The 24,638-nt window shown below is 72.1% G+C and carries 37 protein-coding genes; 35 read left to right on the forward strand and 2 right to left on the reverse strand.

Annotation, left to right across the window (positions count from 1 at the left end; all coding sequences use genetic code 11):
• The 27 genes from rplB to JZ5iCDA_RS06305 all read left to right on the forward strand — a co-directional run.
• Window positions 1-744, forward strand: a 744-nt coding sequence (gene rplB, locus JZ5iCDA_RS06175) for a 50S ribosomal protein L2 (protein ID WP_069386371.1), incomplete at its 5' end; no start/stop codon positions are given.
• 15 nt (window positions 745-759) lie between these two features.
• Entirely contained in the window at window positions 760-1,041 is a 282-nt protein-coding gene (gene rpsS / locus JZ5iCDA_RS06180) for a 30S ribosomal protein S19 (RefSeq protein WP_047233813.1), read from the forward strand.
• 73 nt (window positions 1,042-1,114) lie between these two features.
• The gene (gene rplV / locus JZ5iCDA_RS06185; protein WP_069386372.1) at window positions 1,115-1,486 is read left to right on the forward strand and encodes a 50S ribosomal protein L22; all 372 of its coding nucleotides are present in this window, start codon (window positions 1,115-1,117) and stop codon (window positions 1,484-1,486) included.
• A complete protein-coding gene (gene rpsC / locus JZ5iCDA_RS06190) occupies window positions 1,486-2,328 on the forward strand; it encodes a 30S ribosomal protein S3 (protein ID WP_069386373.1) in 843 nt (280 codons plus the stop codon). The genes rplV and rpsC overlap by 1 nt, the downstream gene beginning before the upstream one ends.
• Window positions 2,329-2,331: 3 nt before the next feature.
• A complete protein-coding gene (gene rplP, locus JZ5iCDA_RS06195; protein ID WP_069386374.1) occupies window positions 2,332-2,751 on the forward strand; it encodes a 50S ribosomal protein L16 in 420 nt (139 codons plus the stop codon).
• Window positions 2,751-2,987: a 50S ribosomal protein L29 gene (gene rpmC / locus JZ5iCDA_RS06200; protein ID WP_069386375.1), complete on the forward strand. Its 237-nt coding sequence runs from the start codon at window positions 2,751-2,753 to the stop codon at window positions 2,985-2,987. Before rplP ends, rpmC begins: the two co-directional genes overlap by 1 nt.
• Window positions 2,988-2,998: 11 nt before the next feature.
• Complete coding sequence (gene rpsQ / locus JZ5iCDA_RS06205) at window positions 2,999-3,298, forward strand: 30S ribosomal protein S17 (RefSeq protein ID WP_069386376.1); 300 nt, start codon at window positions 2,999-3,001, stop codon at window positions 3,296-3,298.
• Window positions 3,299-3,519: 221 nt separating this feature from the next.
• Complete coding sequence (gene rplN, locus JZ5iCDA_RS06210) at window positions 3,520-3,888, forward strand: 50S ribosomal protein L14 (RefSeq protein WP_021480431.1); 369 nt, start codon at window positions 3,520-3,522, stop codon at window positions 3,886-3,888.
• Window positions 3,889-3,890: 2 nt separating this feature from the next.
• Window positions 3,891-4,232, forward strand: coding sequence for a 50S ribosomal protein L24 (rplX, locus tag JZ5iCDA_RS06215; protein WP_069386377.1), 342 nt, complete (start codon window positions 3,891-3,893; stop codon window positions 4,230-4,232).
• On the forward strand, window positions 4,232-4,801 hold the full coding sequence (gene rplE, locus JZ5iCDA_RS06220) for a 50S ribosomal protein L5 (protein ID WP_069386378.1): 570 nt from the start codon (window positions 4,232-4,234) through the stop codon (window positions 4,799-4,801). The genes rplX and rplE overlap by 1 nt, the downstream gene beginning before the upstream one ends.
• A 1-nt stretch (window position 4,802) precedes the next feature.
• Window positions 4,803-4,988: a type Z 30S ribosomal protein S14 gene (locus JZ5iCDA_RS06225; protein WP_069386379.1), complete on the forward strand. Its 186-nt coding sequence runs from the start codon at window positions 4,803-4,805 to the stop codon at window positions 4,986-4,988.
• Window positions 4,989-5,070: 82 nt separating this feature from the next.
• Complete coding sequence (gene rpsH / locus JZ5iCDA_RS06230) at window positions 5,071-5,469, forward strand: 30S ribosomal protein S8 (RefSeq protein ID WP_069386380.1); 399 nt, start codon at window positions 5,071-5,073, stop codon at window positions 5,467-5,469.
• Between the two features lie 20 nt (window positions 5,470-5,489).
• A complete protein-coding gene (rplF, locus tag JZ5iCDA_RS06235) occupies window positions 5,490-6,026 on the forward strand; it encodes a 50S ribosomal protein L6 (protein ID WP_069386381.1) in 537 nt (178 codons plus the stop codon).
• A gap of 2 nt (window positions 6,027-6,028) precedes the next feature.
• Complete coding sequence (gene rplR / locus JZ5iCDA_RS06240) at window positions 6,029-6,400, forward strand: 50S ribosomal protein L18 (RefSeq protein WP_069386382.1); 372 nt, start codon at window positions 6,029-6,031, stop codon at window positions 6,398-6,400.
• Window positions 6,401-6,440: 40 nt separating this feature from the next.
• A complete protein-coding gene (rpsE, locus tag JZ5iCDA_RS06245) occupies window positions 6,441-7,094 on the forward strand; it encodes a 30S ribosomal protein S5 (RefSeq protein ID WP_069386383.1) in 654 nt (217 codons plus the stop codon).
• Window positions 7,094-7,276, forward strand: coding sequence for a 50S ribosomal protein L30 (gene rpmD, locus JZ5iCDA_RS06250; RefSeq protein WP_069386384.1), 183 nt, complete (start codon window positions 7,094-7,096; stop codon window positions 7,274-7,276). The genes rpsE and rpmD overlap by 1 nt, the downstream gene beginning before the upstream one ends.
• A gap of 2 nt (window positions 7,277-7,278) precedes the next feature.
• Window positions 7,279-7,794: a 50S ribosomal protein L15 gene (gene rplO / locus JZ5iCDA_RS06255; RefSeq protein WP_253181978.1), complete on the forward strand. Its 516-nt coding sequence runs from the start codon at window positions 7,279-7,281 to the stop codon at window positions 7,792-7,794.
• A 260-nt stretch (window positions 7,795-8,054) separates the two neighbouring features.
• Window positions 8,055-9,350 (forward strand): preprotein translocase subunit SecY, encoded by a 1,296-nt coding sequence (gene secY / locus JZ5iCDA_RS06260; RefSeq protein WP_069386385.1) that lies wholly within the window; start codon window positions 8,055-8,057, stop codon window positions 9,348-9,350.
• Between the two features lie 41 nt (window positions 9,351-9,391).
• On the forward strand, window positions 9,392-9,949 hold the full coding sequence (locus tag JZ5iCDA_RS06265) for an adenylate kinase (RefSeq protein WP_069386386.1): 558 nt from the start codon (window positions 9,392-9,394) through the stop codon (window positions 9,947-9,949).
• Window positions 9,950-10,012: 63 nt separating this feature from the next.
• Window positions 10,013-10,849 carry a type I methionyl aminopeptidase gene (map, locus tag JZ5iCDA_RS06270; protein ID WP_069386387.1) on the forward strand — a complete coding sequence of 279 codons (837 nt, stop codon included), beginning with the start codon at window positions 10,013-10,015 and terminating at the stop codon, window positions 10,847-10,849.
• A 218-nt stretch (window positions 10,850-11,067) separates the two neighbouring features.
• Window positions 11,068-11,289: a translation initiation factor IF-1 gene (gene infA, locus JZ5iCDA_RS06275; RefSeq protein WP_012867920.1), complete on the forward strand. Its 222-nt coding sequence runs from the start codon at window positions 11,068-11,070 to the stop codon at window positions 11,287-11,289.
• A 98-nt stretch (window positions 11,290-11,387) separates the two neighbouring features.
• A complete protein-coding gene (gene rpmJ / locus JZ5iCDA_RS06280) occupies window positions 11,388-11,501 on the forward strand; it encodes a 50S ribosomal protein L36 (RefSeq protein WP_003956441.1) in 114 nt (37 codons plus the stop codon).
• A gap of 216 nt (window positions 11,502-11,717) precedes the next feature.
• A complete protein-coding gene (gene rpsM / locus JZ5iCDA_RS06285; RefSeq protein ID WP_069386388.1) occupies window positions 11,718-12,092 on the forward strand; it encodes a 30S ribosomal protein S13 in 375 nt (124 codons plus the stop codon).
• Between the two features lie 93 nt (window positions 12,093-12,185).
• Window positions 12,186-12,593 carry a 30S ribosomal protein S11 gene (gene rpsK, locus JZ5iCDA_RS06290; RefSeq protein ID WP_069386389.1) on the forward strand — a complete coding sequence of 136 codons (408 nt, stop codon included), beginning with the start codon at window positions 12,186-12,188 and terminating at the stop codon, window positions 12,591-12,593.
• 222 nt (window positions 12,594-12,815) lie between these two features.
• On the forward strand, window positions 12,816-13,835 hold the full coding sequence (locus tag JZ5iCDA_RS06295; protein ID WP_069386390.1) for a DNA-directed RNA polymerase subunit alpha: 1,020 nt from the start codon (window positions 12,816-12,818) through the stop codon (window positions 13,833-13,835).
• A gap of 81 nt (window positions 13,836-13,916) precedes the next feature.
• A complete protein-coding gene (gene rplQ, locus JZ5iCDA_RS06300; protein ID WP_069386391.1) occupies window positions 13,917-14,486 on the forward strand; it encodes a 50S ribosomal protein L17 in 570 nt (189 codons plus the stop codon).
• Between the two features lie 211 nt (window positions 14,487-14,697).
• Window positions 14,698-15,480 (forward strand): alpha/beta fold hydrolase, encoded by a 783-nt coding sequence (locus JZ5iCDA_RS06305; protein ID WP_253181979.1) that lies wholly within the window; start codon window positions 14,698-14,700, stop codon window positions 15,478-15,480.
• Here the strand turns inward: JZ5iCDA_RS06305 and JZ5iCDA_RS06310 are convergent.
• Window positions 15,466-16,227 carry an ROK family protein gene (locus JZ5iCDA_RS06310; RefSeq protein WP_069386392.1) on the reverse strand — a complete coding sequence of 254 codons (762 nt, stop codon included), beginning with the start codon at window positions 16,225-16,227 and terminating at the stop codon, window positions 15,466-15,468. The two genes, JZ5iCDA_RS06305 and JZ5iCDA_RS06310, sit on opposite strands and share 15 nt — an antisense overlap.
• A gap of 61 nt (window positions 16,228-16,288) precedes the next feature.
• On the opposite strand from JZ5iCDA_RS06310, the gene truA reads away from it, so the two are divergent.
• Complete coding sequence (gene truA / locus JZ5iCDA_RS06315) at window positions 16,289-17,215, forward strand: tRNA pseudouridine(38-40) synthase TruA (protein WP_253181980.1); 927 nt, start codon at window positions 16,289-16,291, stop codon at window positions 17,213-17,215.
• Window positions 17,216-17,246: 31 nt separating this feature from the next.
• Here truA and JZ5iCDA_RS06320 read toward each other — a convergent pair whose 3' ends face one another.
• Window positions 17,247-17,648 carry a DUF5709 domain-containing protein gene (locus JZ5iCDA_RS06320; RefSeq protein WP_069386393.1) on the reverse strand — a complete coding sequence of 134 codons (402 nt, stop codon included), beginning with the start codon at window positions 17,646-17,648 and terminating at the stop codon, window positions 17,247-17,249.
• A 97-nt stretch (window positions 17,649-17,745) separates the two neighbouring features.
• On the opposite strand from JZ5iCDA_RS06320, the gene JZ5iCDA_RS06325 reads away from it, so the two are divergent.
• The 7 genes from JZ5iCDA_RS06325 to JZ5iCDA_RS06355 form a co-directional block, all read left to right on the forward strand.
• Window positions 17,746-19,431: an ABC-F family ATP-binding cassette domain-containing protein gene (locus JZ5iCDA_RS06325; protein WP_069386394.1), complete on the forward strand. Its 1,686-nt coding sequence runs from the start codon at window positions 17,746-17,748 to the stop codon at window positions 19,429-19,431.
• Window positions 19,432-19,453: 22 nt separating this feature from the next.
• Complete coding sequence (gene trhO / locus JZ5iCDA_RS06330; protein ID WP_083259727.1) at window positions 19,454-20,395, forward strand: oxygen-dependent tRNA uridine(34) hydroxylase TrhO; 942 nt, start codon at window positions 19,454-19,456, stop codon at window positions 20,393-20,395.
• 167 nt (window positions 20,396-20,562) lie between these two features.
• The gene (gene rplM / locus JZ5iCDA_RS06335) at window positions 20,563-21,006 is read left to right on the forward strand and encodes a 50S ribosomal protein L13 (RefSeq protein ID WP_069386395.1); all 444 of its coding nucleotides are present in this window, start codon (window positions 20,563-20,565) and stop codon (window positions 21,004-21,006) included.
• 44 nt (window positions 21,007-21,050) lie between these two features.
• Entirely contained in the window at window positions 21,051-21,539 is a 489-nt protein-coding gene (gene rpsI / locus JZ5iCDA_RS06340) for a 30S ribosomal protein S9 (RefSeq protein ID WP_069386396.1), read from the forward strand.
• A 142-nt stretch (window positions 21,540-21,681) separates the two neighbouring features.
• On the forward strand, window positions 21,682-23,040 hold the full coding sequence (glmM, locus tag JZ5iCDA_RS06345) for a phosphoglucosamine mutase (RefSeq protein ID WP_069386397.1): 1,359 nt from the start codon (window positions 21,682-21,684) through the stop codon (window positions 23,038-23,040).
• A 25-nt stretch (window positions 23,041-23,065) separates the two neighbouring features.
• On the forward strand, window positions 23,066-23,674 hold the full coding sequence (locus JZ5iCDA_RS06350; RefSeq protein WP_069386398.1) for a peptide deformylase: 609 nt from the start codon (window positions 23,066-23,068) through the stop codon (window positions 23,672-23,674).
• A gap of 271 nt (window positions 23,675-23,945) precedes the next feature.
• The coding region (locus JZ5iCDA_RS06355) for a DedA family protein (protein ID WP_083259728.1) at window positions 23,946-24,638 on the forward strand (693 nt) is incomplete at its 3' end.

Raw genomic sequence — 24,638 nt, forward strand, 5'->3', positions numbered from 1 at the left:
TCTCTGGTCCGCCCGCTCTCCAAGAGCGGTGGCCGCAACAGCTCCGGCCGCATCACCACCCGCCACAAGGGTGGTGGCCACAAGCGCGCGTACCGCGTCATCGACTTCCGTCGCCACGACAAGGACGGCGTGCCGGCCAAGGTCGCTCACATCGAGTACGACCCCAACCGCACGGCCCGCATCGCGCTCCTGCACTACGCGGACGGCGAGAAGCGCTACATCGTCGCGCCGAGCAAGCTCAAGCAGGGCGACGTCGTCGAGAACGGCGCCGGTGCCGACATCAAGCCCGGCAACAACCTGCCGCTGCGCAACATCCCGACCGGTACGGTCATCCACGCCATCGAGCTCAAGCCCGGTGGCGGTGCGAAGATCGCCCGCTCGGCCGGTGCGTCGGTGCAGCTCGTCGCCAAGGACGGCCCGTACGCGCAGCTGCGCATGCCGTCCGGCGAGATCCGCAACGTCGACCTGCGCTGCCGCGCGACGGTCGGCGAGGTGGGCAACGCCGAGCAGTCGAACATCAACTGGGGCAAGGCCGGCCGCATGCGCTGGAAGGGCAAGCGCCCGACCGTCCGCGGTGTCGCGATGAACCCGATCGACCACCCGCACGGTGGTGGTGAGGGCAAGACCTCCGGTGGTCGCCACCCGGTGAGCCCCTGGGGCCAGCCGGAGGGTCGTACCCGCCGCCCCAACAAGCCGAGCGACAAGCTGATCGTGCGTCGCCGTCGTACCGGCAAGAAGCGCTGATAGGAGCCTGGAGACATGCCTCGTAGCCTGAAGAAGGGCCCCTTCGTCGACGGCCACCTGCAGAAGAAGGTGGACGCTCAGAACGAGAAGGGGACCAAGAACGTCATCAAGACCTGGTCCCGTCGGTCGGTCATCACGCCCGACTTCCTCGGTCACACCTTCGCCGTGCACGACGGCCGCAAGCACACGCCGGTGTTCGTCACCGAGTCGATGGTCGGCCACAAGCTCGGCGAGTTCGCTCCCACGCGGACCTTCCGCGGCCACGTGAAGGACGACAAGAAGGGCCGTCGCCGCTGACTCGTGGGCTCCGGCCCGCGAGACAAGCAGTGACGTGCTCCTGACGGTCACAAGACAAGAAGGCAGGACAGCAATGGAAGCCAAGGCGCAGGCGCGGTTCGTCCGTGTCACGCCCCAGAAGGCCCGGCGCGTCGTGGACCTCATCCGTGGCAAGCAGGCCTCCGAGGCCGTCGCGGTGCTGAAGTTCGCACCGCAGGCGGCGAGCGAGCCCGTCCGCAAGGTCGTGGAGAGCGCCATCGCCAACGCCCGGGTGAAGGCCGACCGCGCGAGCGTCGCGTTCGAGGAGCAGGAGCTCGTCGTGCGTGAGGCGTTCGTCGACGAGGGTCCGACCCTCAAGCGTTTCCGCCCGCGTGCCCAGGGTCGTGCGAACCGCATCCTCAAGCGCACCAGCCACATCACGGTGGTGCTCGCTCCGCGTGAGAACACGAAGGGAAGTGCCCGATAGTGGGACAGAAGGTTCACCCGCACGGGTACCGCCTCGGCATCACCACCGACCACCGGTCGCGCTGGTTCGCCGACAGCACCAAGCCCGGACAGCGGTACCGCGACTACGTCCGTGAGGACGTCCAGATCCGCAAGCTCATGAGCACCGGTCTCGAGCGCGCCGGCATCTCCAAGGTCGAGATCGAGCGCACCCGCGACCGCGTCCGCGTGGACATCCACACGGCGCGCCCGGGCATCGTCATCGGCCGCCGCGGCGCCGAGGCCGACCGCATCCGCGGCGAGCTCGAGAAGCTCACGGGCAAGCAGGTGCAGCTCAACATCCTCGAGGTCAAGAACGCGGAGATCGACGCGCAGCTCGTGGCCCAGGGCATCGCCGAGCAGCTCGCGAGCCGCGTCTCGTTCCGTCGGGCCATGCGCAAGGGCATCCAGTCCGCGCAGCGCGCCGGCGCGAAGGGCATCCGGGTGCAGGTCTCGGGCCGCCTCGGCGGCGCGGAGATGAGCCGGTCTGAGTTCTACCGCGAGGGTCGTGTGCCGCTGCACACGCTGCGCGCGAACATCGACTACGGCTTCTTCGAGGCCCGCACCACCTTCGGCCGGATCGGCGTGAAGGTGTGGATCTACAAGGGCGACATCACGGAGAAGGAGTGGGCCGCCCAGCAGGCGACCGCCGCTCCCCGCCAGGGCCGTGGCGGCCCGCGCGGCGAGCGCGGCGGCGACCGTCGTGGCGGGCGTCGTCCCGAGCGTTCGGCCGAGCGGAGCGCTGCTCCCGAGGCGCCGGCCGCCGAGCAGGCCCCGGCCGCGGAGCCCGCTCAGCAGGCCCCTGAGACCGGAACGGAGGCCTGAGTCATGCTGATCCCGCGCAGGCTCAAGCACCGCAAGCAGCACCACCCGTCGCGCTCCGGCGCGGCGAAGGGTGGCACGCAGATCTCGTTCGGCGAGTACGGCATCCAGGCTCTCGAGCCGGCGTACGTCACGAACCGGCAGATCGAGGCTGCTCGTATCGCGATGACCCGCCACATCAAGCGTGGCGGCAAGGTCTGGATCAACATCTACCCGGACCGTCCGCTGACCAAGAAGCCCGCCGAGACCCGCATGGGTTCGGGTAAGGGCTCGCCCGAGTGGTGGGTCGCCAACGTCAAGCCCGGCCGCATCGTCTTCGAGCTGGCCGGTGTCCCGGAGCCCCTGGCCCGCGAGGCGATGCGCCGCGCGATCCACAAGCTCCCGATGAAGTGCCGTTTCGTGGTGCGCGAGGGTGGTGGCAACTGATGGCTGTCGGAACGAAGGGGCTCGCCCCCACCGACCTGGACGCCTTCGACGACGAGAAGCTCGTCGCCGAGCTGAAGAAGGCCAAGGAGGAGCTCTTCAACCTCCGCTTCCAGTCGGCCACCGGCCAGCTGGAGAGCCACGGGCGCCTCAAGGCCGTCCGTCGCGACATCGCGCGGATCTACACGATCCTGCGTGAGCGCGAGCTCGGTATCCGTACTGCGCCGAGCGCCGAGTGAGTGAGGCTGGAATGAGCGAGAACGCAACGAACGTTCCTGTGGAGGACGCCGCCGCCGCGCCGCGCGCCTACCGCAAGACGCGCCGCGGCTACGTCGTGAGCGACAAGATGGACAAGACCGTGGTGGTCGAGGTCGAGGACCGGGTCAAGCACCCGCTCTACGGCAAGGTCATCCGGCGCACGAGCAAGGTCAAGGCGCACGACGAGCAGAACACCGCCGGCGTCGGGGACCTTGTCGTGATCATGGAGACCCGCCCGCTGTCCGCGACCAAGCGGTGGCGCCTGGTGGAGATCCTCGAGAAGGCCAAGTAAGGTCTGACGGTTCGCCGACAGGCTTCGGTCGTGGCGGGCGGCACGCTCCGCCCGCCGCGACCGCTCTCGTGCCGCGCCCCCGGCGCGGCAACCAGTGAGGACAGGACGACGGTCCGCCGCCGACCTGGCCGGTTCACCCGCGAGGGACCCGGCACTGACAGCTATCCGTTCGGCAAGGCTCGCCCCCGGGCGAGAACCGGCTCGACGACAGGAGTACATACATGATCCAGCAGGAGTCGCGACTTCGTGTCGCCGACAACACGGGTGCCAAGGAGATCCTCTGCATCCGCGTTCTCGGTGGCTCGGGCCGTCGCTACGCCGGAATCGGCGACGTCATCGTCGCAACCGTCAAGGACGCGATCCCGGGCGGCAACGTCAAGAAGGGCGACGTGGTCAAGGCCGTCGTCGTCCGCACCGCCAAGGAGCGCCGTCGTCCGGACGGTTCCTACATCAAGTTCGACGAGAACGCGGCCGTGATCCTCAAGAACGACGGCGAGCCGCGCGGCACGCGCATCTTCGGCCCCGTCGGCCGTGAGCTGCGCGACAAGCGGTTCATGAAGATCATCTCGCTGGCTCCGGAGGTGCTCTGACCATGGCGAAGATCAAGAAGGGCGACCTCGTGGTCGTCATCGCGGGCAAGGACCGTGGCAAGCAGGGTCGTGTGCTCGAGGTCCTCACCGACCGCGACCGCGTCGTGGTCGAGGGCGTGCAGCGCATCACGAAGCACACCAAGGTCGGCCAGTCGCAGCGCGGCACGCGGACCGGTGGCATCGAGACCGTCGAGGCGCCGATCCACGTCAGCAACGTGATGGTCGTCGACCCGGAGACCAAGAAGGGGACCCGCGTCGGGTACCGCACCGAAGAGGTCGAGCGTGACGGCCGCAAGCGCATCGTTCGCGTGCGCGTCGCCAAGCGCTCCGGTAAGGACATCTGATGAGCACCGATATCGCAGCCCCCGAGGTCCCGCGCCTCAAGCAGCGCTACCGCGACGAGATCGTCGCCGGCCTGCGCGAGGAGTTCGGGCACGAGAACGTCAACCAGGTCGCCCGCGTCACGAAGATCGTCGTGAACATGGGTGTCGGTGACGCGGCCAAGGACTCGAAGCTCATCGAGGGCGCCATCCGCGACCTGTCCGCGATCACCGGCCAGAAGCCGCAGGTGACGAAGGCCCGCAAGTCCATCGCGCAGTTCAAGCTGCGCGAGGGCATGCCGATCGGTGCGCACGTCACGCTGCGCGGCGACCGCATGTGGGAGTTCCTCGACCGTCTCCTGTCGATCGCCCTGCCGCGCATCCGTGACTTCCGCGGCCTGTCGCCGAAGCAGTTCGACGGCCACGGCAACTACACGTTCGGCCTCACGGAGCAGTCGATGTTCCACGAGATCGACCAGGACAAGATCGACCGTGTCCGCGGCATGGACATCACGATCGTGACCACGGCGACGACCGACGACGAGGGCCGCTCCCTGCTGCGCCGTCTCGGTTTCCCCTTCAAGGAGAACTGACATGGCGAAGAAGGCCCTGATCAACAAGGCGGCCGCCAAGCCGAAGTTCGCGGTCCGCGCCTACACCCGGTGCCAGCGGTGCGGTCGTCCGCACTCGGTGTACCGCAAGTTCGGCCTGTGCCGCATCTGCCTGCGCGAGATGGCACACCGTGGTGAGCTTCCCGGCGTCACCAAGAGCAGCTGGTAACAACTACGTCGCAGGTCCCGGCGGGACGCGCGCCACGGCGCGGTCCCGCCGGGATACCCCGGCGAGGAAGGGCTGAAGCCCGATGACGATGACCGACCCGATCGCAGACATGCTGACGCGTCTGCGCAACGCGAACTCGGCCTACCACGAGACGGTGTCCATGCCGCACTCGAAGCTGAAGTCGCACATCGCTGAGATCCTCCAGGCCGAGGGCTACATCGCCGGCTGGAGCGTCGAGGACGCGAGGGTGGGCAAGACGCTCACCATCCAGCTCAAGTTCGGCCCGAACCGTGAGCGCAGCCTTGCCGGCGTGCGCCGCGTGTCGAAGCCCGGCCTGCGCGTCTACGCGAAGTCCACCAACCTGCCCAAGGTCCTGGGCGGCCTCGGCGTGGCGATCCTGTCCACGTCCTCCGGCCTCCTCACGGACAAGCAGGCCGCCACGAAGGGCGTGGGCGGCGAAGTCCTCGCCTACGTCTGGTAACCCGGAAAGGAGATACGCCAATGTCTCGAATCGGCAAGCTCCCCGTTCCGGTCCCGGCCGGCGTGGACGTCACCATCAGCGGCGCGCTCGTGACCGTGAAGGGCCCCAAGGGCTCTCTCGAGCACCGCGTGCCCGCCCCCATCCAGGTCGCCCAGGAGGACGCCACGCTCGTGGTGTCGCGCCCGGACGACGAGCGCGAGTCCCGCTCGCTGCACGGCCTCACGCGCACCCTGCTGGCGAACATCGTCCAGGGTGTGACGCAGGGCTACGAGAAGAAGCTCGAGATCGTCGGCACCGGTTACCGCGTGACGGCCAAGGGCTCGGACCTCGAGTTCGCCCTCGGCTTCAGCCACCCGGTGGTCGTCTCGCCGCCGGCGGGCATCACGTTCGCGGTCGAGAGCCCGACGAAGTTCTCGGTCTCCGGCATCGACAAGCAGCAGGTCGGCGAGGTCGCGGCGAACATCCGCAAGATCCGCAAGCCCGAGCCGTACAAGGGCAAGGGTGTGCGTTACGCCGGCGAGGTCGTCCGCCGCAAGGTCGGAAAGGCTGGTAAGTAACGATGGCTCTGAAGGTTCTCGGCAAGGGCAAGGCCGTCGCGCGTCAGCGCCGCCACCTGCGCCTGCGCAAGAAGATCAAGGGGACCGCCGCGCGTCCGCGCCTCGTGGTCACGCGCTCCACGCGTCACATCACGGCCCAGGTCGTCGACGACACGATCGGTCAGACCCTCGCGTCGGCCTCGTCGCTCGAGGCGGACCTGCGTGCGCTCGACGGCGACAAGAGCGCCAAGGCCCGTCGGGTCGGCGAGCTCGTCGCCGAGCGTGCGAAGGCCAAGGGCGTCGACTCCGTCGTGTTCGACCGCGGTGGCAACAAGTACCACGGTCGGGTCGCTGCGGTCGCCGACGGCGCCCGCGAGGGCGGTCTGGCCCTGTGACGACGTCGACCATCCGTACACGGAAGCAAAGGATCCTCTGATGGCTGCAGGGCAGCGCAGCAACACCGGCGCCCCCACGGGTGCCGCCAACGAGTCGAGCGACCAGAACGCCCGCGGGGGCCGCGACAACCGTCGTGACAACCGCCGTGACGGTCGCCGCGGCGACGCAGCCGAGAAGAACGCCTTCGTCGAGCGCGTCGTCACCATCAACCGCGTCGCCAAGGTCGTCAAGGGCGGCCGCCGCTTCAGCTTCACCGCGCTCGTCGTGGTGGGCGACGGCGACGGCACCGTCGGCGTCGGCTACGGCAAGGCGAAGGAGGTGCCCGCGGCGATCGCCAAGGGTGTCGAGGAGGCCAAGAAGAACTTCTTCAAGGTCCCGCGCATCCAGGGCACCATCCCGCACCCCATCCAGGGTGAGGCCGCCGCCGGCGTCGTCTTCCTCCGTCCGGCCTCGCCGGGTACCGGTGTGATCGCCGGTGGTCCGGTGCGCGCCGTGCTGGAGTGCGCGGGCATCCACGACGTGCTGAGCAAGTCGCTCGGCTCGTCCAACGCGATCAACATCGTGCACGCGACCGTCGAGGCCCTGCGCGGCCTGGAGCAGCCCGAGGCTGTCGCCGCGCGCCGTGGTCTCGCGCTCGAGGACGTGGCCCCGGCCGCGCTCCTGCGTGCCCGTGCTGCGGGGGTGAGCGCCTGATGGCCAGGCTCAAGGTGACCCAGAAGAAGTCCGCCATCGGCGGCAAGCAGAACCAGCGCGACACGCTGCGCACTCTGGGCCTCAAGCGGATCGGCGACACCGCCGTGAAGGAGGACCGCCCGGAGATCCGCGGCATGGTCGCGACGGTGGCGCACCTCGTCACCGTTGAGGAGGTCGAGTGACGATGGCTGAGAAGGCCACGAAGAAGACCGCCGAGGCTCCGCAGACGAAGGCGGCCGAGACCGAGCAGGGTGCCGGCGGCACGCTGAAGGTCCACCACCTGCGTCCGGCCCCCGGCGCCAAGAAGGCCAAGACCCGCGTGGGTCGCGGTGAGGCGTCGAAGGGCAAGACGGCGGGCCGCGGTACCAAGGGTACGAAGGCTCGCTACCAGGTCCCCGAGCGCTTCGAGGGCGGGCAGATGCCTCTGCACATGCGCCTGCCGAAGCTGCGCGGCTTCAAGAACCCGTTCCGCACCGAGTACCAGGTCGTCAACCTGGACAAGCTCGCGGCGCTGTACCCCGAGGGTGGCTCCGTCACCGTCGAGGACCTCGTCGCGAAGGGCGCGGTCCGCAAGGGCCAGCCGGTGAAGGTGCTGGGCACGGGAGAGATCACCGTCAAGCTCGAGGTCGCGGTCGACGCCCTCTCGGGCTCGGCCCGCGAGAAGATCCTCGCGGCGGGCGGCTCGGTCTCCGAGGACTGACACCGACGGACGGGGCCGGTGGCGCGCACGCGCCGTCGGCCCCGTCCGCGTCTGGGGGCCCGTGGGCCCCACCACGGCGCGTCCCTGGCGGCAGCGGGGCGCGACTAGACTTCCGCTCGGTCCGCCGCCCGCTCGGCGGACCGGATTGCCGTACGACGCGGCGCAACGGTTAGGGTGCCTCTTGGCGCCGGTGCCGTGCGTCACACCTCGCCGGGCCTCCCGGCGACACGACTTCCCGCCTCGGCGGGCCAGGAGGATAGGTGCTCAGCGCATTCGCCCGGGCTTTCCGGACGCCTGACCTGCGGCGCAAGCTGCTGTTCACGATCGCGATCATGGCGATCTTCCGGGTGGGCTCGTTCATCCCCACGCCGGGCGTGGACTACCCCAACGTGCAGCAGTGCATCGCCGAGTCGCAGAACAACGACCTGCTCGGCCTGGTCAACCTGTTCAGCGGCGGAGCCCTGCTCCAGCTGTCGATCTTCGCGCTCGGCATCATGCCGTACATCACCGCGAGCATCATCGTGCAGCTCCTGCGCGTGGTCATCCCTCGCTTCGAGGCCCTGCACAAGGAGGGCCAGTCGGGGCAGGCGAAGCTCACGCAGTACACCCGCTACCTGACGATCGCGCTCGCGATCCTCCAGTCGACGACCGTCATCACGACGGCGCGCAACGGCCTGCTCTTCCAGGGCTGCTCGGTCGACGTGATCCCCGACGGCAGCTTCGTCACGCTCGCCCTCATGGTCATCACGATGACCGCGGGCACCGGCCTCATCATGTGGCTCGGCGAGCTCATCACCGAGCGCGGCGTCGGCAACGGCATGTCGCTGCTCATCTTCACGTCGATCGCGGCCAGCTTCCCGACCGCCCTGTGGTCGATCGCGGGCGGCGCGAACGGCGTCACGAACTTCATCATCATGATCGCGGTGATCGTCCTCGTCATCGGCCTCGTGGTGTTCGTCGAGCAGTCGCAGCGCCGCATCCCGGTGCAGTACGCGAAGCGCATGGTCGGCCGGCGCATGTACGGCGGCTCGAGCACCTACATCCCGATCAAGATCAACATGGCGGGCATCATCCCGGTGATCTTCGCGGCCTCGCTGCTCGCGGTCCCGGGCCTCATCGCGCAGTTCGGCGACCAGACCGCGGGCTGGGTCGTGTGGATCAGCACGAACCTCGCGGACCCGGCGGCGCCGCTGCACATCGCGCTCTACGTCGTGATGATCCTGTTCTTCTGCTTCTTCTACACGGCGATCACGTTCAACCCGGACGAGGTCGCGGACAACATGAAGAAGTACGGCGGCTTCATCCCGGGCATCCGCGCCGGTCGCCCGACCGCCGAGTACCTCGACTACGTCATCACCCGCATCACGTCCGCGGGCTCCATCTACCTCGCGCTCGTCGCCCTCCTGCCGACGCTGGTCCTCATCGGGCTCGGCGTGAGCACGAACATCCCGTTCGGTGGCTCCTCGATCCTCATCGTGGTGGGCGTCGGCCTGGAGACGGTCAAGCAGATCGACTCCCAGCTGCAGCAGCGCCACTACGAAGGGTTCCTCCGTTGAGCAACGCCCCCAGCACCCCGAGCCACGCCCGCCTGGTCATCATGGGCCCCCAGGGCGCCGGCAAGGGGACCCAGGCGGCACGGCTCGCCGAGCGGCTCGACGTCCCCGCGATCTCGACGGGCGACATCTTCCGCGCCAACATCAAGGGCGGCACCGAGCTGGGCCGGCTGGCGCAGGAGTACACGGCGAAGGGCGAGCTCGTCCCGGACTCCGTGACGAACGCGATGGTCCGCGACCGCCTGGCGCAGGACGACACCGCGCGCGGCTTCATCCTCGACGGGTACCCGCGCAACGCCGCCCAGGTGACCGAGCTCGACACGATCCTCGCCGACCTCGGCTGGTCGCTCGACGGCGTCGTGGAGCTCACGGCGGACCGTGACGAGCTGCTCGCCCGCCTCGCGCGCCGCGCCGAGATCGAGGGCCGCGAGGACGACACCGCGGAGGCCATCGCGCGCCGCCTCGACATCTACGAGGAGCAGACCGCACCGCTCACCGCCGCATACGCCGAGCGCGGGCTGCTCGCGCGCGTCGACGGGATCGGCGAGATCGAGGACGTCACGGAGCGCGTCGTCGCCGCGCTCGCGCCGGCGGTCGGCTGACGCCTGCTGTCGGCCGGGCGGCGGCGAGCCGCCCGCGACGCGGGTCGGGGGAGTGGGAGCACGGTGTTCGGTCGCGAGCGCATCGAGTACAAGACGCACGACCAGGTGCGCGCCATGCGGCGGGCGGGTCTCGTCGTCGCCCAGGCGCTGGAGACGGTCCGCAGCGCCGTCCGTCCCGGCATGACGACCGGTGACCTCGACGAGCTCGCCGCCGCGGTCATCGCGGACGCGGGCGCGACGCCGTCGTTCCTCGGGTACGAGGGCTACCCGGCCACGCTCTGCGTCTCCGTGAACGACGAGGTCGTGCACGGCATCCCGGGGCCGCGCGAGCTGCGCGCCGGCGACGTCGTGTCGGTCGACTGCGGCGCCGTCGTGGACGGGTGGCACGGTGACTCCGCGACGTCGTTCGTCCTCGGGGACGCCGACCCCGCGGACGAGGCGCTCGTCGAGGCGACGCGCCGGGCCATGTGGGACGGGATCGCGGCGCTCGCCACGAGCGAGCGGCTCGGCGGCGTGGGCGCCGCGATCGAGGACTCGGTCCGGGCGTCCGGGACCGGTGCCGGCGTCGTCTACGGGATCGTCGAGGAGTACGTCGGCCACGGCATCGGGTCGGCCATGCACCAGCCGCCGGACGTGCCGAACCACCGCACGCGCGAGCGGGGGCCGCGGCTGCGCCCCGGGATGTGCCTCGCCATCGAGCCGATGCTCACGCGCGGCGAGCACCTCACGCAGGTCTGCGAGGACGACTGGACGGTCGTGACCGACGACGGGTCGCGCTCCGCGCACTGGGAGCACAGCGTCGCGATCCTCGAGGACGGCATCTGGGTGCTCACGGCGGTCGACGGCGGGGCGCAGGAGCTCGCCGCCCGCGGCGTCGAGATCGCGCCGCTGGCGGTCTGACCGCCTGCCAGGTGCGACACGCCCGGGTTTCACGACCCTTGCCGGATGCCGTAGGATAGACCGTTGGGTGTAGTCCGTGCTGTCCGACGCGCCCGGCTCGCCGACCGTCGGGTCGGGGTCGCCGGGGTCGACGCGCGGCTCCACACGACGATCCACGTGCACGGGCGAGTCCCGCGCGCGCGGAGGCAGAGCAGTTCAGACGAGAGTTAGCGGAGGACATGGCAAAGAAGGACGGTGTCATCGAGATCGAGGGCAGCGTGGTCGAGGCCCTGCCGAACGCGATGTTCCGCGTGGAGCTGGCCAACGGCCACAAGGTGCTCGCGCACATCTCGGGCAAGATGCGTCAGCACTACATCCGGATCCTCCCCGAGGACCGCGTCGTGGTGGAGCTCAGCCCGTACGACCTGTCCCGCGGCCGCATCGTCTACCGCTACAAGTAGTCGCCACGCGTCCACCACTCACCAGCCCCCGACACCGGACCGCCCGGGCACGCCCGGTCGGTCGCGCACGGGGTCGGAGCACCACTGAGGGAACACTGATGAAGGTCAAGCCGAGCGTCAAGAAGATCTGCGACAAGTGCAAGGTGATCCGCCGGCACGGTCGCGTCATGGTGATCTGCGACAACCTGCGGCACAAGCAGCGCCAGGGCTGAGCCCGGCCCTGCGCCACGGGTGACGGCCTCCAGGCCGGATCACCAGGGTGACCCGCCGACGGCGGGTGCCCGCCAGCGCACCACCACGAACCTGCCCCACCGCCGCTCCGCGGCGCAGGCGGCAGGGGAACCCCCGGCTCGGAGGCCGGGGCCCGCGGCTGACGCGGGAGGCGGTGCGGGAGACCTCCGAACGAAGCACGAGGAGCCGAAAGGCACATGGCACGTCTCATCGGCGTCGACCTCCCCCGCGACAAGCGGCTCGAGGTGGCGCTCACCTACATCTTCGGCGTCGGCCGTACCCGCGCGCAGCAGACGCTGTCCGCGACCGGCATCAGCCCGGACCTGCGCGTGAAGGACCTCGGCGACGCCGAGCTCGTCGCGCTGCGTGACTACCTCGAGGGCAACTTCAAGCTCGAGGGTGACCTCCGTCGTGAGGTGGCCGCCGACATCCGCCGCAAGGTCGAGATCGGCACCTACCAGGGGCTGCGCCACCGCCGCGGCCTTCCCGTGCGCGGTCAGCGCACGAAGACCAACGCGCGCACCCGCAAGGGCCCGAAGCGCACCGTGGCCGGCAAGAAGAAGGCCCGCTAAGCAGCAGTCCGCCGTGCGGGCCCGGGCGCGCGCTCAGCAGCGAGCCGCCCGCCGCCGCGGTCCGACCACCTCAGACCAGGAGAGAACCAGCACATGCCTCCCAAGACTCGCGCCGCCTCCGGCTCGCGCAAGCCGCGCCGCAAGGACAAGAAGAACGTCCCCCACGGCCAGGCGCACATCAAGAGCACCTTCAACAACACGATCGTCTCGATCACGGACCCGACGGGCGCCGTGATCTCGTGGGCCTCGGCCGGCCACGTGGGCTTCAAGGGCTCGCGCAAGTCGACGCCGTTCGCCGCGCAGCTCGCCGCCGAGGCGGCCGCGCGTCGCGCCCAGGAGCACGGCGTGAAGAAGGTCGACGTCTTCGTCAAGGGCCCCGGCTCCGGCCGCGAGACCGCGATCCGCTCGCTCCAGGCCACGGGCCTCGAGGTCGGCTCGATCCAGGACGTGACGCCGCAGGCGCACAACGGCTGCCGTCCGCCGAAGCGTCGCCGCGTCTGACGACACCGTCGGCGGGAGCCGTCGACGGGCCCGGGGCGCCTCGAGCGTGCCGGTGCCCGTCGGCGGCACCGGTCCGTCCGGGCGCCCTCGCCCCGACGGCCACGCCCTCACTTCCCGGCCGGGTGGACCGAGTCCTGTCCGGGAGCCGCGCGCCGCAGGCGCGCACCTCGCCCTGAACCGTGCAGCGTCATATGGCGGACGCTCACCGAAAGGAAACCACCAGTGCTGATCGCACAGCGCCCCACCTTGACCGAAGAGGTCATCGCGGAGAACCGTTCGCGCTTCTCCATCGAGCCGCTGGAGCCGGGCTTCGGCTACACGCTCGGCAACTCGCTGCGTCGCACGCTGCTGTCGTCCATCCCGGGCGCGGCGGTGACCTCCATCCGGATCGACGGTGTGCTCCACGAGTTCACCACCGTGCCGGGTGTCAAGGAGGACGTCACCGAGATCATCCTCAACATCAAGAACCTCGTCGTCTCCTCGGAGAACGACGAGCCCGTCGTGATGTACCTGCGCAAGCAGGGCGCTGGCGCGGTCACCGCTGCGGACATCGTCCCGCCGGCGGGCGTGGAGGTCCACAACCCGGACCTGCACATCGCCACCCTGAACGACAAGGGCAAGCTCGAGATCGAGCTCACCGTCGAGCGCGGCCGCGGCTACGTCTCCGCGGCGCAGAACAAGACGTTCGACGCCGAGATCGGCCGCATCCCGGTCGACTCGATCTACTCGCCGGTCCTCAAGGTGACGTACAAGGTCGAGGCGACCCGTGTCGAGCAGCGCACCGACTTCGACAAGCTCGTCGTCGACGTCGAGACGAAGCCGGCGATCTCGCCGCGCGACGCCCTCGCGTCCGCGGGCAAGACGCTCGTCGAGCTGTTCGGGCTGGCCCGCGAGCTCAACGTCGAGGCCGAGGGCATCGAGATCGGCCCGTCGCCGACGGACGCCGCGCTCGCCGCGGACCTCGCGCTGCCGATCGAGGAGCTCAACCTCACGATCCGCTCGTACAACTGCCTCAAGCGCGAGGGCATCCACCAGGTGGGCGAGCTGGTCGCGCGCAGCGAGGCGGACCTGCTGGACATCCGCAACTTCGGTGCGAAGTCCATCAACGAGGTCAAGGAGAAGCTCGCCGAGCTCGGCCTGTCCCTCAAGGACTCGCCGCTCGACTTCGACCCGTCGGCCGCGTCGTACTACGAGGGCGACGACGACGAGCCGACGTACTCGGACACCGAGCAGCAGTACTGAGCCGGCGGCCAGCGACTCCCACACCTTCAGCGCGGCCGGGACAGGCCCCCGGACGCGATCACTTCCCAAGGAGCACATCCCATGCCTACCCCCACCAAGGGCCCGCGGCTCGGCGGTGGCCCGGCTCACGAGCGTCTGATCCTCGCGAACCTGTCCACGCAGCTGTTCGAGCACGGCCGCATCACGACCACCGAGACGAAGGCGAAGCGCCTGCGTCCGCTGGCCGAGCGCCTCATCACGTTCGCCAAGCGCGGTGACCTCCACGCGCGTCGTCGCGTCCTGCGCGTCGTGCGCGACAAGTCCGTGGTGCACGCGCTGTTCACCGAGATCGCCCCCCAGATGGCGGAGCGCAACGGTGGCTACACGCGCATCACGAAGGTCGGGACGCGCAAGGGCGACAACGCGCCCCTGGCGGTCATCGAGCTCGTCACCGAGCCGGTGAGCCCGAAGCAGGCCGTCGTCCGCGAGGCGGAGAAGGCCGCGGAGAAGGCGAGCAAGAAGAAGGCCGACAAGCCGGCGAAGAAGGCCGACGCCAAGGTCGAGGACGCGCCCGTCGAGGACGCCCCGGTCGAGGACACCACGGTCGAGGACGCGCCCGTCGAGGACGCGCCCGCCACGGACGAAAAGGCTGACGAGGCCAAGGAGTCCTGAGCCTCCCGCTCCATGCACGACGGGCCCGGAACCGCACGGTTCCGGGCCCGCCGTCGTCCCCGCCCGGGTGCGCGGCGGTGGGTCGGCGTCGACGGCACGGGGAGCGTCGACGGTGGGTCCGCGGCGCCGAGGACACCGTTCCCGTGCACGACGTCGAGGGACCTCCTAGGGTCGGAACGTGCAGCCCGGTGACACCCCGTCTCGTCCGCCCGTGGTCCTCGTGCACGGCTCTCGCACGTCGCGCACGATGTGGCGCGCGCAGGAGGAGGCGCTCGCTCGTGCCGGCGTGCCCGCCCTCGCGGTGGACCTGCCCGGGCACGGGGCGCGCCGCGGCGAGGAGTTCACGCTCGACTCCGCCGTCGACGCGGTCCTGCAAGGCGTGGACGACCTGGGCGGCCGGGCGGTCGTCGTCGGGCTGTCGCTCGGGGGCTACGTGGCCGTCGAGGCCCGGGCGCGGCGGCCCGAGGCCGTCCTGGGCCTCGTCGCCGCGAGCTGCTCGACGGCGCCCACCACGCGGCTGCGGAGCGCGTGGCTCCTCGCCGCCCGGCGCATCGAGCGCTTCCCCGACGGCGGTGCCGCTCTCAACCAGGCGCTCGTCGACCGCGCGATGTCCCCGCAGGCCGCGGCCGACCTCGCGGCGGGCGGGTTCGCGCTCGAGGTCATGAGCGCGATCCTGCGCGAGATGGGGCGGGCGGACCCCCTGACGGCCCTCGCGTCGACGGACAGCCCGGTGTGGCTCGTCAACGGCCGGTGGGACCACTTCCGCACCGGCGAGCGGTCGTTCCTGGCGGCGGCACGTCGCGGCGGGGCGCCCGCGCGGCTCGTCGTCGTCCCCGGCGCGCGCCACCTCGTGAGCCTCGACCAGCCGGTCCGGTTCTCGCGCGTGCTGCTCGAGGCGGTCGCCGACGTCGAGCGCTCCCTCGCGCACGTGCCCGCGCCGGGTGCCTCCCGCCGGGGACGGGAGAAAAAGCCGGCGGCGTCAGGACGGCGGTAGGTCCCACGCGCGGGCGCCGCCGACGAGCGCCGCGGAGTTCGGCACGACGACGACGTCGTCCCCGAGCCGGTCCAGCACGGTCGGCGTGACGAGCCGTGCGTTGCCGCCGCCGAGGTAGAGCCGGTCCCACCAGAACACCGGCCGCAGCCCGTCCACGACGGCGAGGACGCGGCGCGACCACAGCGCGTTGCCGAGCCGGCGCCGTTCCGGCTCGCCGACGTACTCGTCGTACGTCGTCCCGCGGCGCACGGGCGCGTGCGACCACTCCAGGTGCGGCGCGATCCGGCCGCCGTGGAAGAGGGCGGAGCCGAGCCCGGTGCCGAGCGTGAGCACGAGCTCGAGCCCGGACGCCGCGACGACGCCGGCGCCGTGCACCTCGGCGTCGTTGAGCACGAGCGCCGGGACGCCGAGCCGCCGCGCGACCGCGGCCTGCACGTCGAAGCTCGTCCACGCCTCGACGAGGGCCGGGTCGACGCGCGAGCGCGGCCCGCTGCGCGTCACGTAGTGCGGCGTGTGCACGACCACGCCGCGCCGGATCATCCCCGGCATGCCCACCGTCACGCGGTCCGCGGCGGGCAGCCGCGCCGCGATGTCGGCGACGGTCTCGACGAGCAGCTCGGGCGGCAGGGGATAGGGCGTGGGGACGCGGACGGGCGCGGCGTGCGCGGTGCCCGACGAGTCGAGGACGTTCGCCTTGATCCCGCCGCCGCCGCAGTCGACGGCGAGCGTGCGCGGGTCGGTGGTCATGCGCGGCAGCGTACGCACGCCGGGGGACGGCCCGCACGACCGGCCGCTACCGTGAGTGCCCGTGACCGACGTGCCGAACCTTCTCCCAGCCGCCCCGCACGGGACGGAGGCTGGCGCGGTGCGCGTGCGGCTCGACCTGTCGTACGAGGGCACGGCGTTCGCGGGCTGGGCCCGCCAGCCCGGGCTGCGCACGGTCCAGGGCGCGATCGAGGACGGCCTCGCCACGCTGCTGCGCGGCGACCCGCCGCGCCTGACGGTCGCCGGGCGGACCGACGCCGGCGTGCACGCGCGCGGCCAGGTCGCGCACGTCGACCTCATGCCGGCACAGTGGGCCGCGCTGCCCGGCCGGTCGGACCGCTCGCCCGGGGACGCGCTCGTCGCGCGGCTCGGCGGGGTGCTCCCGCCCGACGTCGTGGTGCACCGCGCGACGGTCGCCCCGCCCGGGTTCGACGCGCGCTTCTCGGCGCTGCACCGCGCCTACACGTACCGCGTCGCGGACGACGCCGGGCTGCGTGACCCGCTGCGGCGGGCGTGGACGCTGTGGAACCGCCGCCCGCTCGACGTCGCGGCGATGGACGAGGCGGTGCGCCCGCTCCTCGGGGTCCGGGACTTCGCCGCCTTCTGCAAGCCGCGGCCCGGCGCGACGACGATCCGCGAGCTCCAGCACATGTCGTGGTCGCGGCCGCCCGACGGTCCCGACGCGGGGCTCGTCGTCGCGCACGTCCGCGCCGACGCGTTCTGCCACAACATGGTCCGCGCGCTCGTCGGCGCGTCGCTCGCGGTGGGGGAGGGGCGCCGTGACGTGGCCTGGCCGGCCGCGCTCCTGGCGAGCCGGCGCCGCGACGGCGGGGCCGGCGTCGTGCCCGCGCACGGCCTGGTCCTCGAGGCCGTGACCTACCCGCCGGACGCGGAGCTCGCGGAGCGCGCGGAGCGCATCCGCGCGGTCCGCAACGAGGAGGACGTCTGGGACGCCGCCGACGAGGCCTGACCTTGCACGGCCGTCGGCGGCGTCCCGGCGGTCACGGCTCCTCGACGACGTGGACCGCGGCCTCCTCGGCGCTCGACGCGCCCCCGGAGATGCCCTCGTCCTCCGCGTAGGTGTCGTTGGCGCGACCGTCGAGGGCGTCCGTGTCGGCGACGAGGCGGCCCGCGCGGGACTCGTCGGGCCGCTCGAGCGGGTCGCGGTCCCACTCCTCGGGCTCCTCCTGCGCGAGCTTCTGGTCGATCGTCTCGCCGTGCGCCTCCTCCCACGCCGTCTCGCCGTAGTGGTTCGAGCGCGGGCGCTCCGGCGGCGAGTACCCCTCGTCGAGCGCGTCGTCGAGACCGCGGTCGAGGAGGGTCTCCTCGGTCTGCAGCTGGTTGGTGTCGCCCTCCGCCCCCGTCTCCGGGTCGGGGCTCGTGGCCGTGGTGTCGTTGCTCATGCCCCCACCGTCGCACCTCGTGCGCCGCGCCGCAGCACGACGTGCGCGATCCCGGAAAGAGCGTGACCGCGGCTCGCCGGGCCGCGACGATGGGGCCGTGGGACACCTCGACATCAGCGGCGTCACGTACCAGCTGCCCGACGGGCGCACGCTCCTCGACGGCGTGAGCCTGCGCGTCGCGGACGGCGCGCGCGTCGCGCTCGTCGGGCCGAACGGCGTCGGCAAGTCCACGCTGCTGCGCATCGTCACGGGCGAGCTCGACCCGCACGGCGGGACGGTCGTGCGCAGCGGCGGCCTCGGCGTCATGCGCCAGCAGGTGGCCCGCGACGGCGACGACCGCACGGTGCGCGACCTGCTCGTCGAGCTCGCCCCGGCGGCGGTCCGCGCGGCCGCGCTCGAGCTCGCCGCGGCGGAGCTCGACGTCATGACCGTCGACGACACCGTGGCGCAGATGCGGTACGCGCAAGCGCTCGCGGACTGGGCCGACGTCGGCGGGTACGACGCCGAGACGGCGTGGGACCAGGTCACCGACGAGGTGCTCTCCGTCCCGTTCGAGCGCGCGCAGTGGCGCGACCTGCGCACGCTGTCGGGCGGCGAGCAGAAGCGGCTCGCGCTCACGGCCCTGCTCGGCGGGCCCGAGCAGGTGCTCCTCCTCGACGAGCCGGACAACGCCCTCGACGTCCCGACGAAGCGCTGGCTCGAGGACCGCCTCGTCGCGTCGCCGAAGTCGGTGCTCTACGTCTCCCACGACCGCGAGCTGCTGGCGCGCACGGCGACGCAGGTGGCGACGATCGAGCCCACGCCGAGCGGGGGCACGGTGTGGGTGCACGGCGGCGGCTTCGCCACCTGGGCGCAGGCCCGCGAGGACCGGCGCGCGCGCCTCGCGGAGCTCGCGCGGCGCTGGGACGAGGAGCACCGCAAGCTCGTCGAGCTCGTGCGGACCCTCAGGACGAAGGCGGCGTACAACGACGGGCTCGCGAGCCGCTACCAGGCGGCGCGCACGCGCCTGCGCAAGTTCGAGGAGGCCGGCCCGCCCGAGGCCCTCGCGCCCGAGCAGCGGGTGCGGGTCGGGCTCACGGGCGGCCGCACCGCGAAGCGCGCCGTGACGTGCCAGGGGCTCGAGCTCACCGGGCTCGTGCGCCCGTTCGACCTCGAGGTGTTCTTCGGCGAGCGCGTCGCGGTCCTCGGCTCCAACGGCTCGGGCAAGTCGCACCTGCTGCGGCTCCTCGCCGCGGGCGGCAGCGACCCGGAGCCCGGGACCGTGCCCGACGACCCGGGGGCGGTGCCCGCGCCGGTCGCCCACACCGGACGGGCGGTCCTCGGGTCGCGGGTGCGGCCGGGCTGGTTCGCCCAGAACCACGACCACCCGGGGCTGCGGGGCCGCACGCTGCTCGAGATCCTCCACCGCGGGGAGGGCCACCGCGCCGGGACGGGGCGCGAGCAGGCCAGCCGGGCGCTCGACCGGTACGACCTCGTCGGCCAGGCGGAGCAGCGCTTCGAGACGCTCTCGGGCGGCCAGCAGGCGCGGTTCCGGATCCTCCTGCTCGAGCTCGACGGCGCGACGCTCCTGCTGCTCGACGAGCCGACGGACAACCTCGACCTGCACTCCGCCGAGGCGCTCGAGGCGGGCCTCGCGGCGTTCGAGGGCACCGTCCTCGCCGTGACGCACGACCGCTGGTTCGCGCGCAGGTTCGACCGCTTCCTCGTGGTCGGGGCGGACGGGCGCGTCGTCGAGACGCCCGAGCCGGTGTGGGACGTCGAGCGCGTGGACCGGGTCCGCTGAGGGCGTCCCTATCCTGGGGCGCATGGCCGTCCACAAGATCGTGCTGTTCTACGCGTTCACCCAGTTGCCGGACCCGCACGCCGTGCGCCTGTGGCAGCACGCGCTCGCCGAGCGCTGGAACCTGCGCGGACGGGTGATCGTCGCCGAGCACGGGATCAACGCGACGCTCGGCGGCACGGTCGAGGACCTCAAGCAGTACGTCAAGACGACGCGGACCTACCCCGGCTTCGCGGACGTCGACGTCAAGTGGTCGGACGGCACGGGCGACGACTTCCCACGCCTGTCGGTCAAGGTGCGGCCCGAGCTCGTCGCGTTCGGGCTGGCCGGGCAGCTCGAGGTCGACGAGCACGGCGTGGTCGGCGGCGGGACGCGCCTGAGCCCGCAGGGCCTGCACGACCTCGTCGACGAGCGCGGCGACGACGTCGTGATGTTCGACGGCCGCAACGCGTTCGAGGCGGCGATCGGCCGCTTCCGGGGAGCGGTGGTCCCGGACGTCGCGACGACGCGGGACTTCGTCGCGGAGATCGACTCGGGGCGCTACGACGACCTCAAGCAGCGGCCGGTCGTCACGTACTGCACGGGCGGCGTGCGGTGCGAGGTGCTGTCCGCGGTTCTGCGCTCGCGCGGGTTCGAGGAGGTCTACCAGCTCGACGGCGGGGTCGTGCGCTACGGGGAGGCGTTCGGCGCGGACGGCCTGTGGGACGGCTCGCTGTACGTGTTCGACGGGCGCATGCAGGTGGAGCTCGGACCGGGGTCGACGCCGCTCGGGCGCTGCACGGCGTGCGGTGCCGCGACGGGCCGGTACGACAACTGCGCCGACCCGGGGTGCCGGACCCTGCGGCTGTTCTGCACCGGCTGCGCGGACGCCGGCCGCGCGGAGCGCTGCGCGGCGTGCGTGCGGGAGCGGCCCGGGCACGCTGGGCCCGCGCCGTCCGCTTTGACCGGGGGTGGCGGCCGCAGGTAGTCTGATGAGTCGTTGTGCTCTTCTCACGACACCCGTGTCGCTAGCGCGCCCACTCGCTGCCGGCCCAGGAGCGGGTGTCGACCGAGCCCGCCGCGCAACGACACTGCCCTCTCGGTCGCCCGCTTCAGCGGCCGAAGAAGACACTGACAGAAACGAAGGCTACGACCGTGCGTACGTTCACCCCGAAGCCCGGCGACATCCAGCGCGACTGGTACGTCATCGACGCGACCGACGTCGTCCTGGGCCGCCTGGCCAGCCACGTGGCCACGCTGCTGCGCGGCAAGCACAAGCCGACCTTCGCTCCGCACGTCGACGGCGGTGACTTCGTCATCGTCATCAACGCCGACAAGGTCGCCCTGAGCGGCAACAAGCGCGAGCAGAAGATGGCCTACAACCACTCCGGGTACCCGGGTGGTCTGCGTGCCGTCGCCTACGGCGACCTGCTCGACAAGCACCCCGAGCGCGCCGTCGAGCGCGCCGTGCGCGGCATGCTCCCCAAGACGAGCCTCGGCCGCGCCCAGTTCGGCAAGCTCAAGGTGTACGCGGGTGCCGAGCACCCGCACGCCGCGCAGCAGCCGAAGCCGTTCGAGATCACCCAGGTCGCGCAGTAATCGCCCCCCGGGCGACGCCGACAGAGAGACGCGAGGACACACCCGTGGCCGAGACCACCGTCGACACCGACACGCTGGGTGACGAGACGCCCAGCAGCTACACCTCCGAGAGCGCCGCGCCCACGGGCCGCGGCCAGAGCATCACCGCCCCCGGCCAGGCCCTGGGCCGTCGCAAGGAGGCGGTCGCTCGCGTCCGCCTCGTGCCGGGCACGGGCCAGTGGACGATCAACGGTCGCACGCTCGAGGACTACTTCCCGAACAAGGTGCACCAGCAGCTCGTCAACTCCCCGCTGAAGCTGGTCGACGTCGAGGGTCGCTTCGACGTCATCGCCCGCATCTCGGGCGGCGGCACCTCCGGCCAGGCCGGCGCGCTGCGCCTCGGCATCGCTCGCGCGCTCAACGCGATCGACGCCGAGAGCAACCGCCCCGCGCTGAAGAAGGCCGGCTTCCTGACCCGCGACGCGCGCGTCGTCGAGCGCAAGAAGGCCGGTCTCAAGAAGGCCCGCAAGGCTCCGCAGTACTCCAAGCGCTGACCAGCGCCGCACGACCGTCGGCCCCGGTGGACACGTCCGCCGGGGCCGACGGCCGTTGCGAGACGGGTAGCCGCCGCGCTCTGGTGCGCGGCGGGCAGGTGGTCGTACGGTCGGCGTGCGGCCCGGTGACGGAAGGACTTCCATGGGACGACTCTTCGGGACCGACGGCGTGCGAGGCCTCGCCAACGGCCACGTCACGGCCGAGCTCGCGCTCGACCTCGGCGTCGCCGCGGCGCGGGTGCTCGCGGACGGGCCGGAGGGCCACCGCCCGCGCGCGGTGATCGGGCGCGACACCCGCGTCTCCGGCGAGTTCCTCGGCGCCGCGGTGGCCGCGGGCCTCGCGAGCGCCGGCGTGGACGTGCGCGACGTGGGCGTCCTGCCCACCCCCGGGGTCGCGTACCTGACGAGCACGACCGACGTCGACTTCGGCGTCGTGATCTCCGCGTCGCACAACCCGATGCAGGACAACGGCATCAAGTTCCTCGCGCGCGGCGGGGTCAAGCTCGACGACGCCGTCGAGGACGCGATCGAGGACCGGCTCGGCGGCGAGTGGTCCCGCCCGACGCACGAGGGCGTGGGACGCCTGTCGCGTGACCGGGGCCAGGCCGCGGGCGCGTACGTCGAGCACCTCATGGCGAGCATCGGCGCCGACGAGGACCACAAGCCGCTCGCCGGGCTGCGGATCGCCGTCGACTGCGCCAACGGTGCCGCGAGCGACGTCGGCCCCGAGGCGCTGCGCGCCGCCGGTGCGGACGTCGTCGTCATCAACGCGAGCCCCGACGGCCACAACATCAACGCCGCGTGCGGGTCCAACCACCCCGAGCAGCTGCAGGCCGTCGTCGTCGCCTCGGAGGCCGACTTCGGCGTCGCGTTCGACGGCGACGCCGACCGCTGCATCGCGGTGGACCACGGGGGCTCCGTGGTCGACGGCGACCAGATCATGGGCGTGCTCGCGCTCGCGCTGAAGGAAGAGGGCGCGCTGCCGGACGACACCCTCGTCGTCACGGTCATGAGCAACCTCGGCCTCCTGCTCGCGATGCGCCGCGCCGGCATCCGCACCGTCCAGACCGCCGTCGGCGACCGCTACGTCCTCGAGGAGATGCGGGCCCACGGCTACGGGCTCGGCGGCGAGCAGTCCGGCCACATCGTCATCTCGCGGCACGCCACGACCGGCGACGGCGTGCTCACCGCGCTCCAGCTCGCGGCCCGCGTCAAGGCGACCGGCCAGAAGCTCGCGGACCTGGCGGGTGTCGTCGAGCGGCTCCCGCAGACGCTCGTCAACGTCTCCGGCGTCGACAAGTCCCGCGCGGCGACCGACGAGGCGCTGCTCGACGCGGTCGCCCGCGCCGAGGCGACGCTCGGCGAGACGGGCCGCGTGCTGCTGCGCCCGTCCGGGACCGAGCCGCTCGTGCGCGTGATGGTCGAGGCGGCGACGCAGCAGCAGGCGGACGGCGTCGCGAACGACCTCGCGGCCGTCGTGCGCGAGCGCCTCGCGCTGTGAGCCGGCACGCGCGGGGAGGCCGGCGGTGAGCGTGCGGCACGGGGAGGACGAGGCGCTGCGCGCCCACGTGCGCGAGCTCCTCGACACGTTCGACGGCGGCGTCCTGCCGATCGTGCAGGCCGGCCACCCGGTGCTGCGCACGCCGGCCGTCCCGTACGCGGGACAGCTCGGCGACCTGCTCGCGCCGCTGCTCGTGGCGATGCGCACGACGATGCACGCCGCGCCGGGCGTCGGGCTCGCCGCGCCGCAGGTCGGGCTCGGGCTCGCGCTCGCCGTCGTCGAGGACCCGGGCCTCGGCGGCGCGGTTGACGACGACCGGGAGCGGCCCCCGCTGCCGTACCGGGTCCTCGTCAACCCGCGCTACCGGGCCGTCGGCGACGAGACGCGGACGTTCACCGAGGGCTGCCTGTCCGTCCACGGCTGGCAGGCGGAGCGCACGCGGGCACGGTCCGTGCGGCTCACGGGCCAGGACGAGACGGGCACGTCGCTCGACGAGGTGCTCACCGGCTGGCCCGCGCGCATCGTCCAGCACGAGACGGACCACCTGCGCGGCGAGCTCTACCTCGACGGCGCGGACCTGCGCACCCTCGCGTCCACGCTCGGCCAGGCGCGCCTCCCCGGCACCGACCGCTGACGCCCGAGGCACGAGCGGCTCGTCCTCCCGGTGTACGCCCGCCCGCGGCCATCTCCCTCGTCGGGATGACGACGCGCCGCCATCACGACCGCGAGACTCGTGGTCGACCGCGGCGTCAGGACGGACCTCCCCAGGGTGAAACCGGGGGAAACCCTGATGGACGACGAGGTCGCGCTCCGTAGGCTGGACCTTGTGGCGGGTGCTCCCACCGTCGAGCGTCCGTCCGCCACCGCCAGCCTGGCTCTCCCGCCAGCCGACGAAGAGGGACCCCGTGACCGAGGCCGTGTCGACCTTCCTGGAGAATCTGGAGACCTGGATTCTCGCTCTCGCGGCGTCCGCGTGGATCTACCCGGCGCTGTTCGGCTTCGCGACGATCGACGGGTTCTTCCCGCCCATCCCGAGCGAGTCGGTGATCATCACGCTCGCGGTGTCGGCCCACGCGACGGGTTCCCCGAACCTCGTCCTCGTGCTGCTCATCGCCGCCCTCGGCGCCTGGACCGGTGACCAGATCGCGTTCGCCATCGGCCGGTCGATCGGCACCGAGCGCGTGCGCTTCCTGCGCTCGCGGCGCGGTCGCAAGGCCGTCGCCTGGGCCGAGCGCGCGCTCGCGCACCGCGGGGCGTCCTTCATCCTCGCGGCGCGGTACATCCCCGTCGGCCGGGTCGCGGTGAACATGACGGCCGGCGCCGTCGGCTACCCCCGCCGCCGCTTCATGGCGTTCTCGGCGATCGCCGCGGTGACGTGGGCCCTGTACTCGGTGCTCATCGGCCTCGTCGCCGCGCAGTGGCTCGGGCACGAGCCGCTGCTGGCCATGGTGGCGGGCGTCGTGCTCGGCATCGCCCTCGGCTTCGTCATCGACCGCGTCCTCATGATGCGCTCGCGCCGGCGCCCGCTCGTGCCCGGCCCGGCGGCCGTCGTGGCGTCCGCCGCGGAGCACCGCCCCGACGCCCCGGGCGACGCGCCC

Source organism: Cellulosimicrobium cellulans (genome assembly GCF_001722485.1).
GTDB lineage: Bacteria > Actinomycetota > Actinomycetes > Actinomycetales > Cellulomonadaceae > Cellulosimicrobium > Cellulosimicrobium cellulans_A.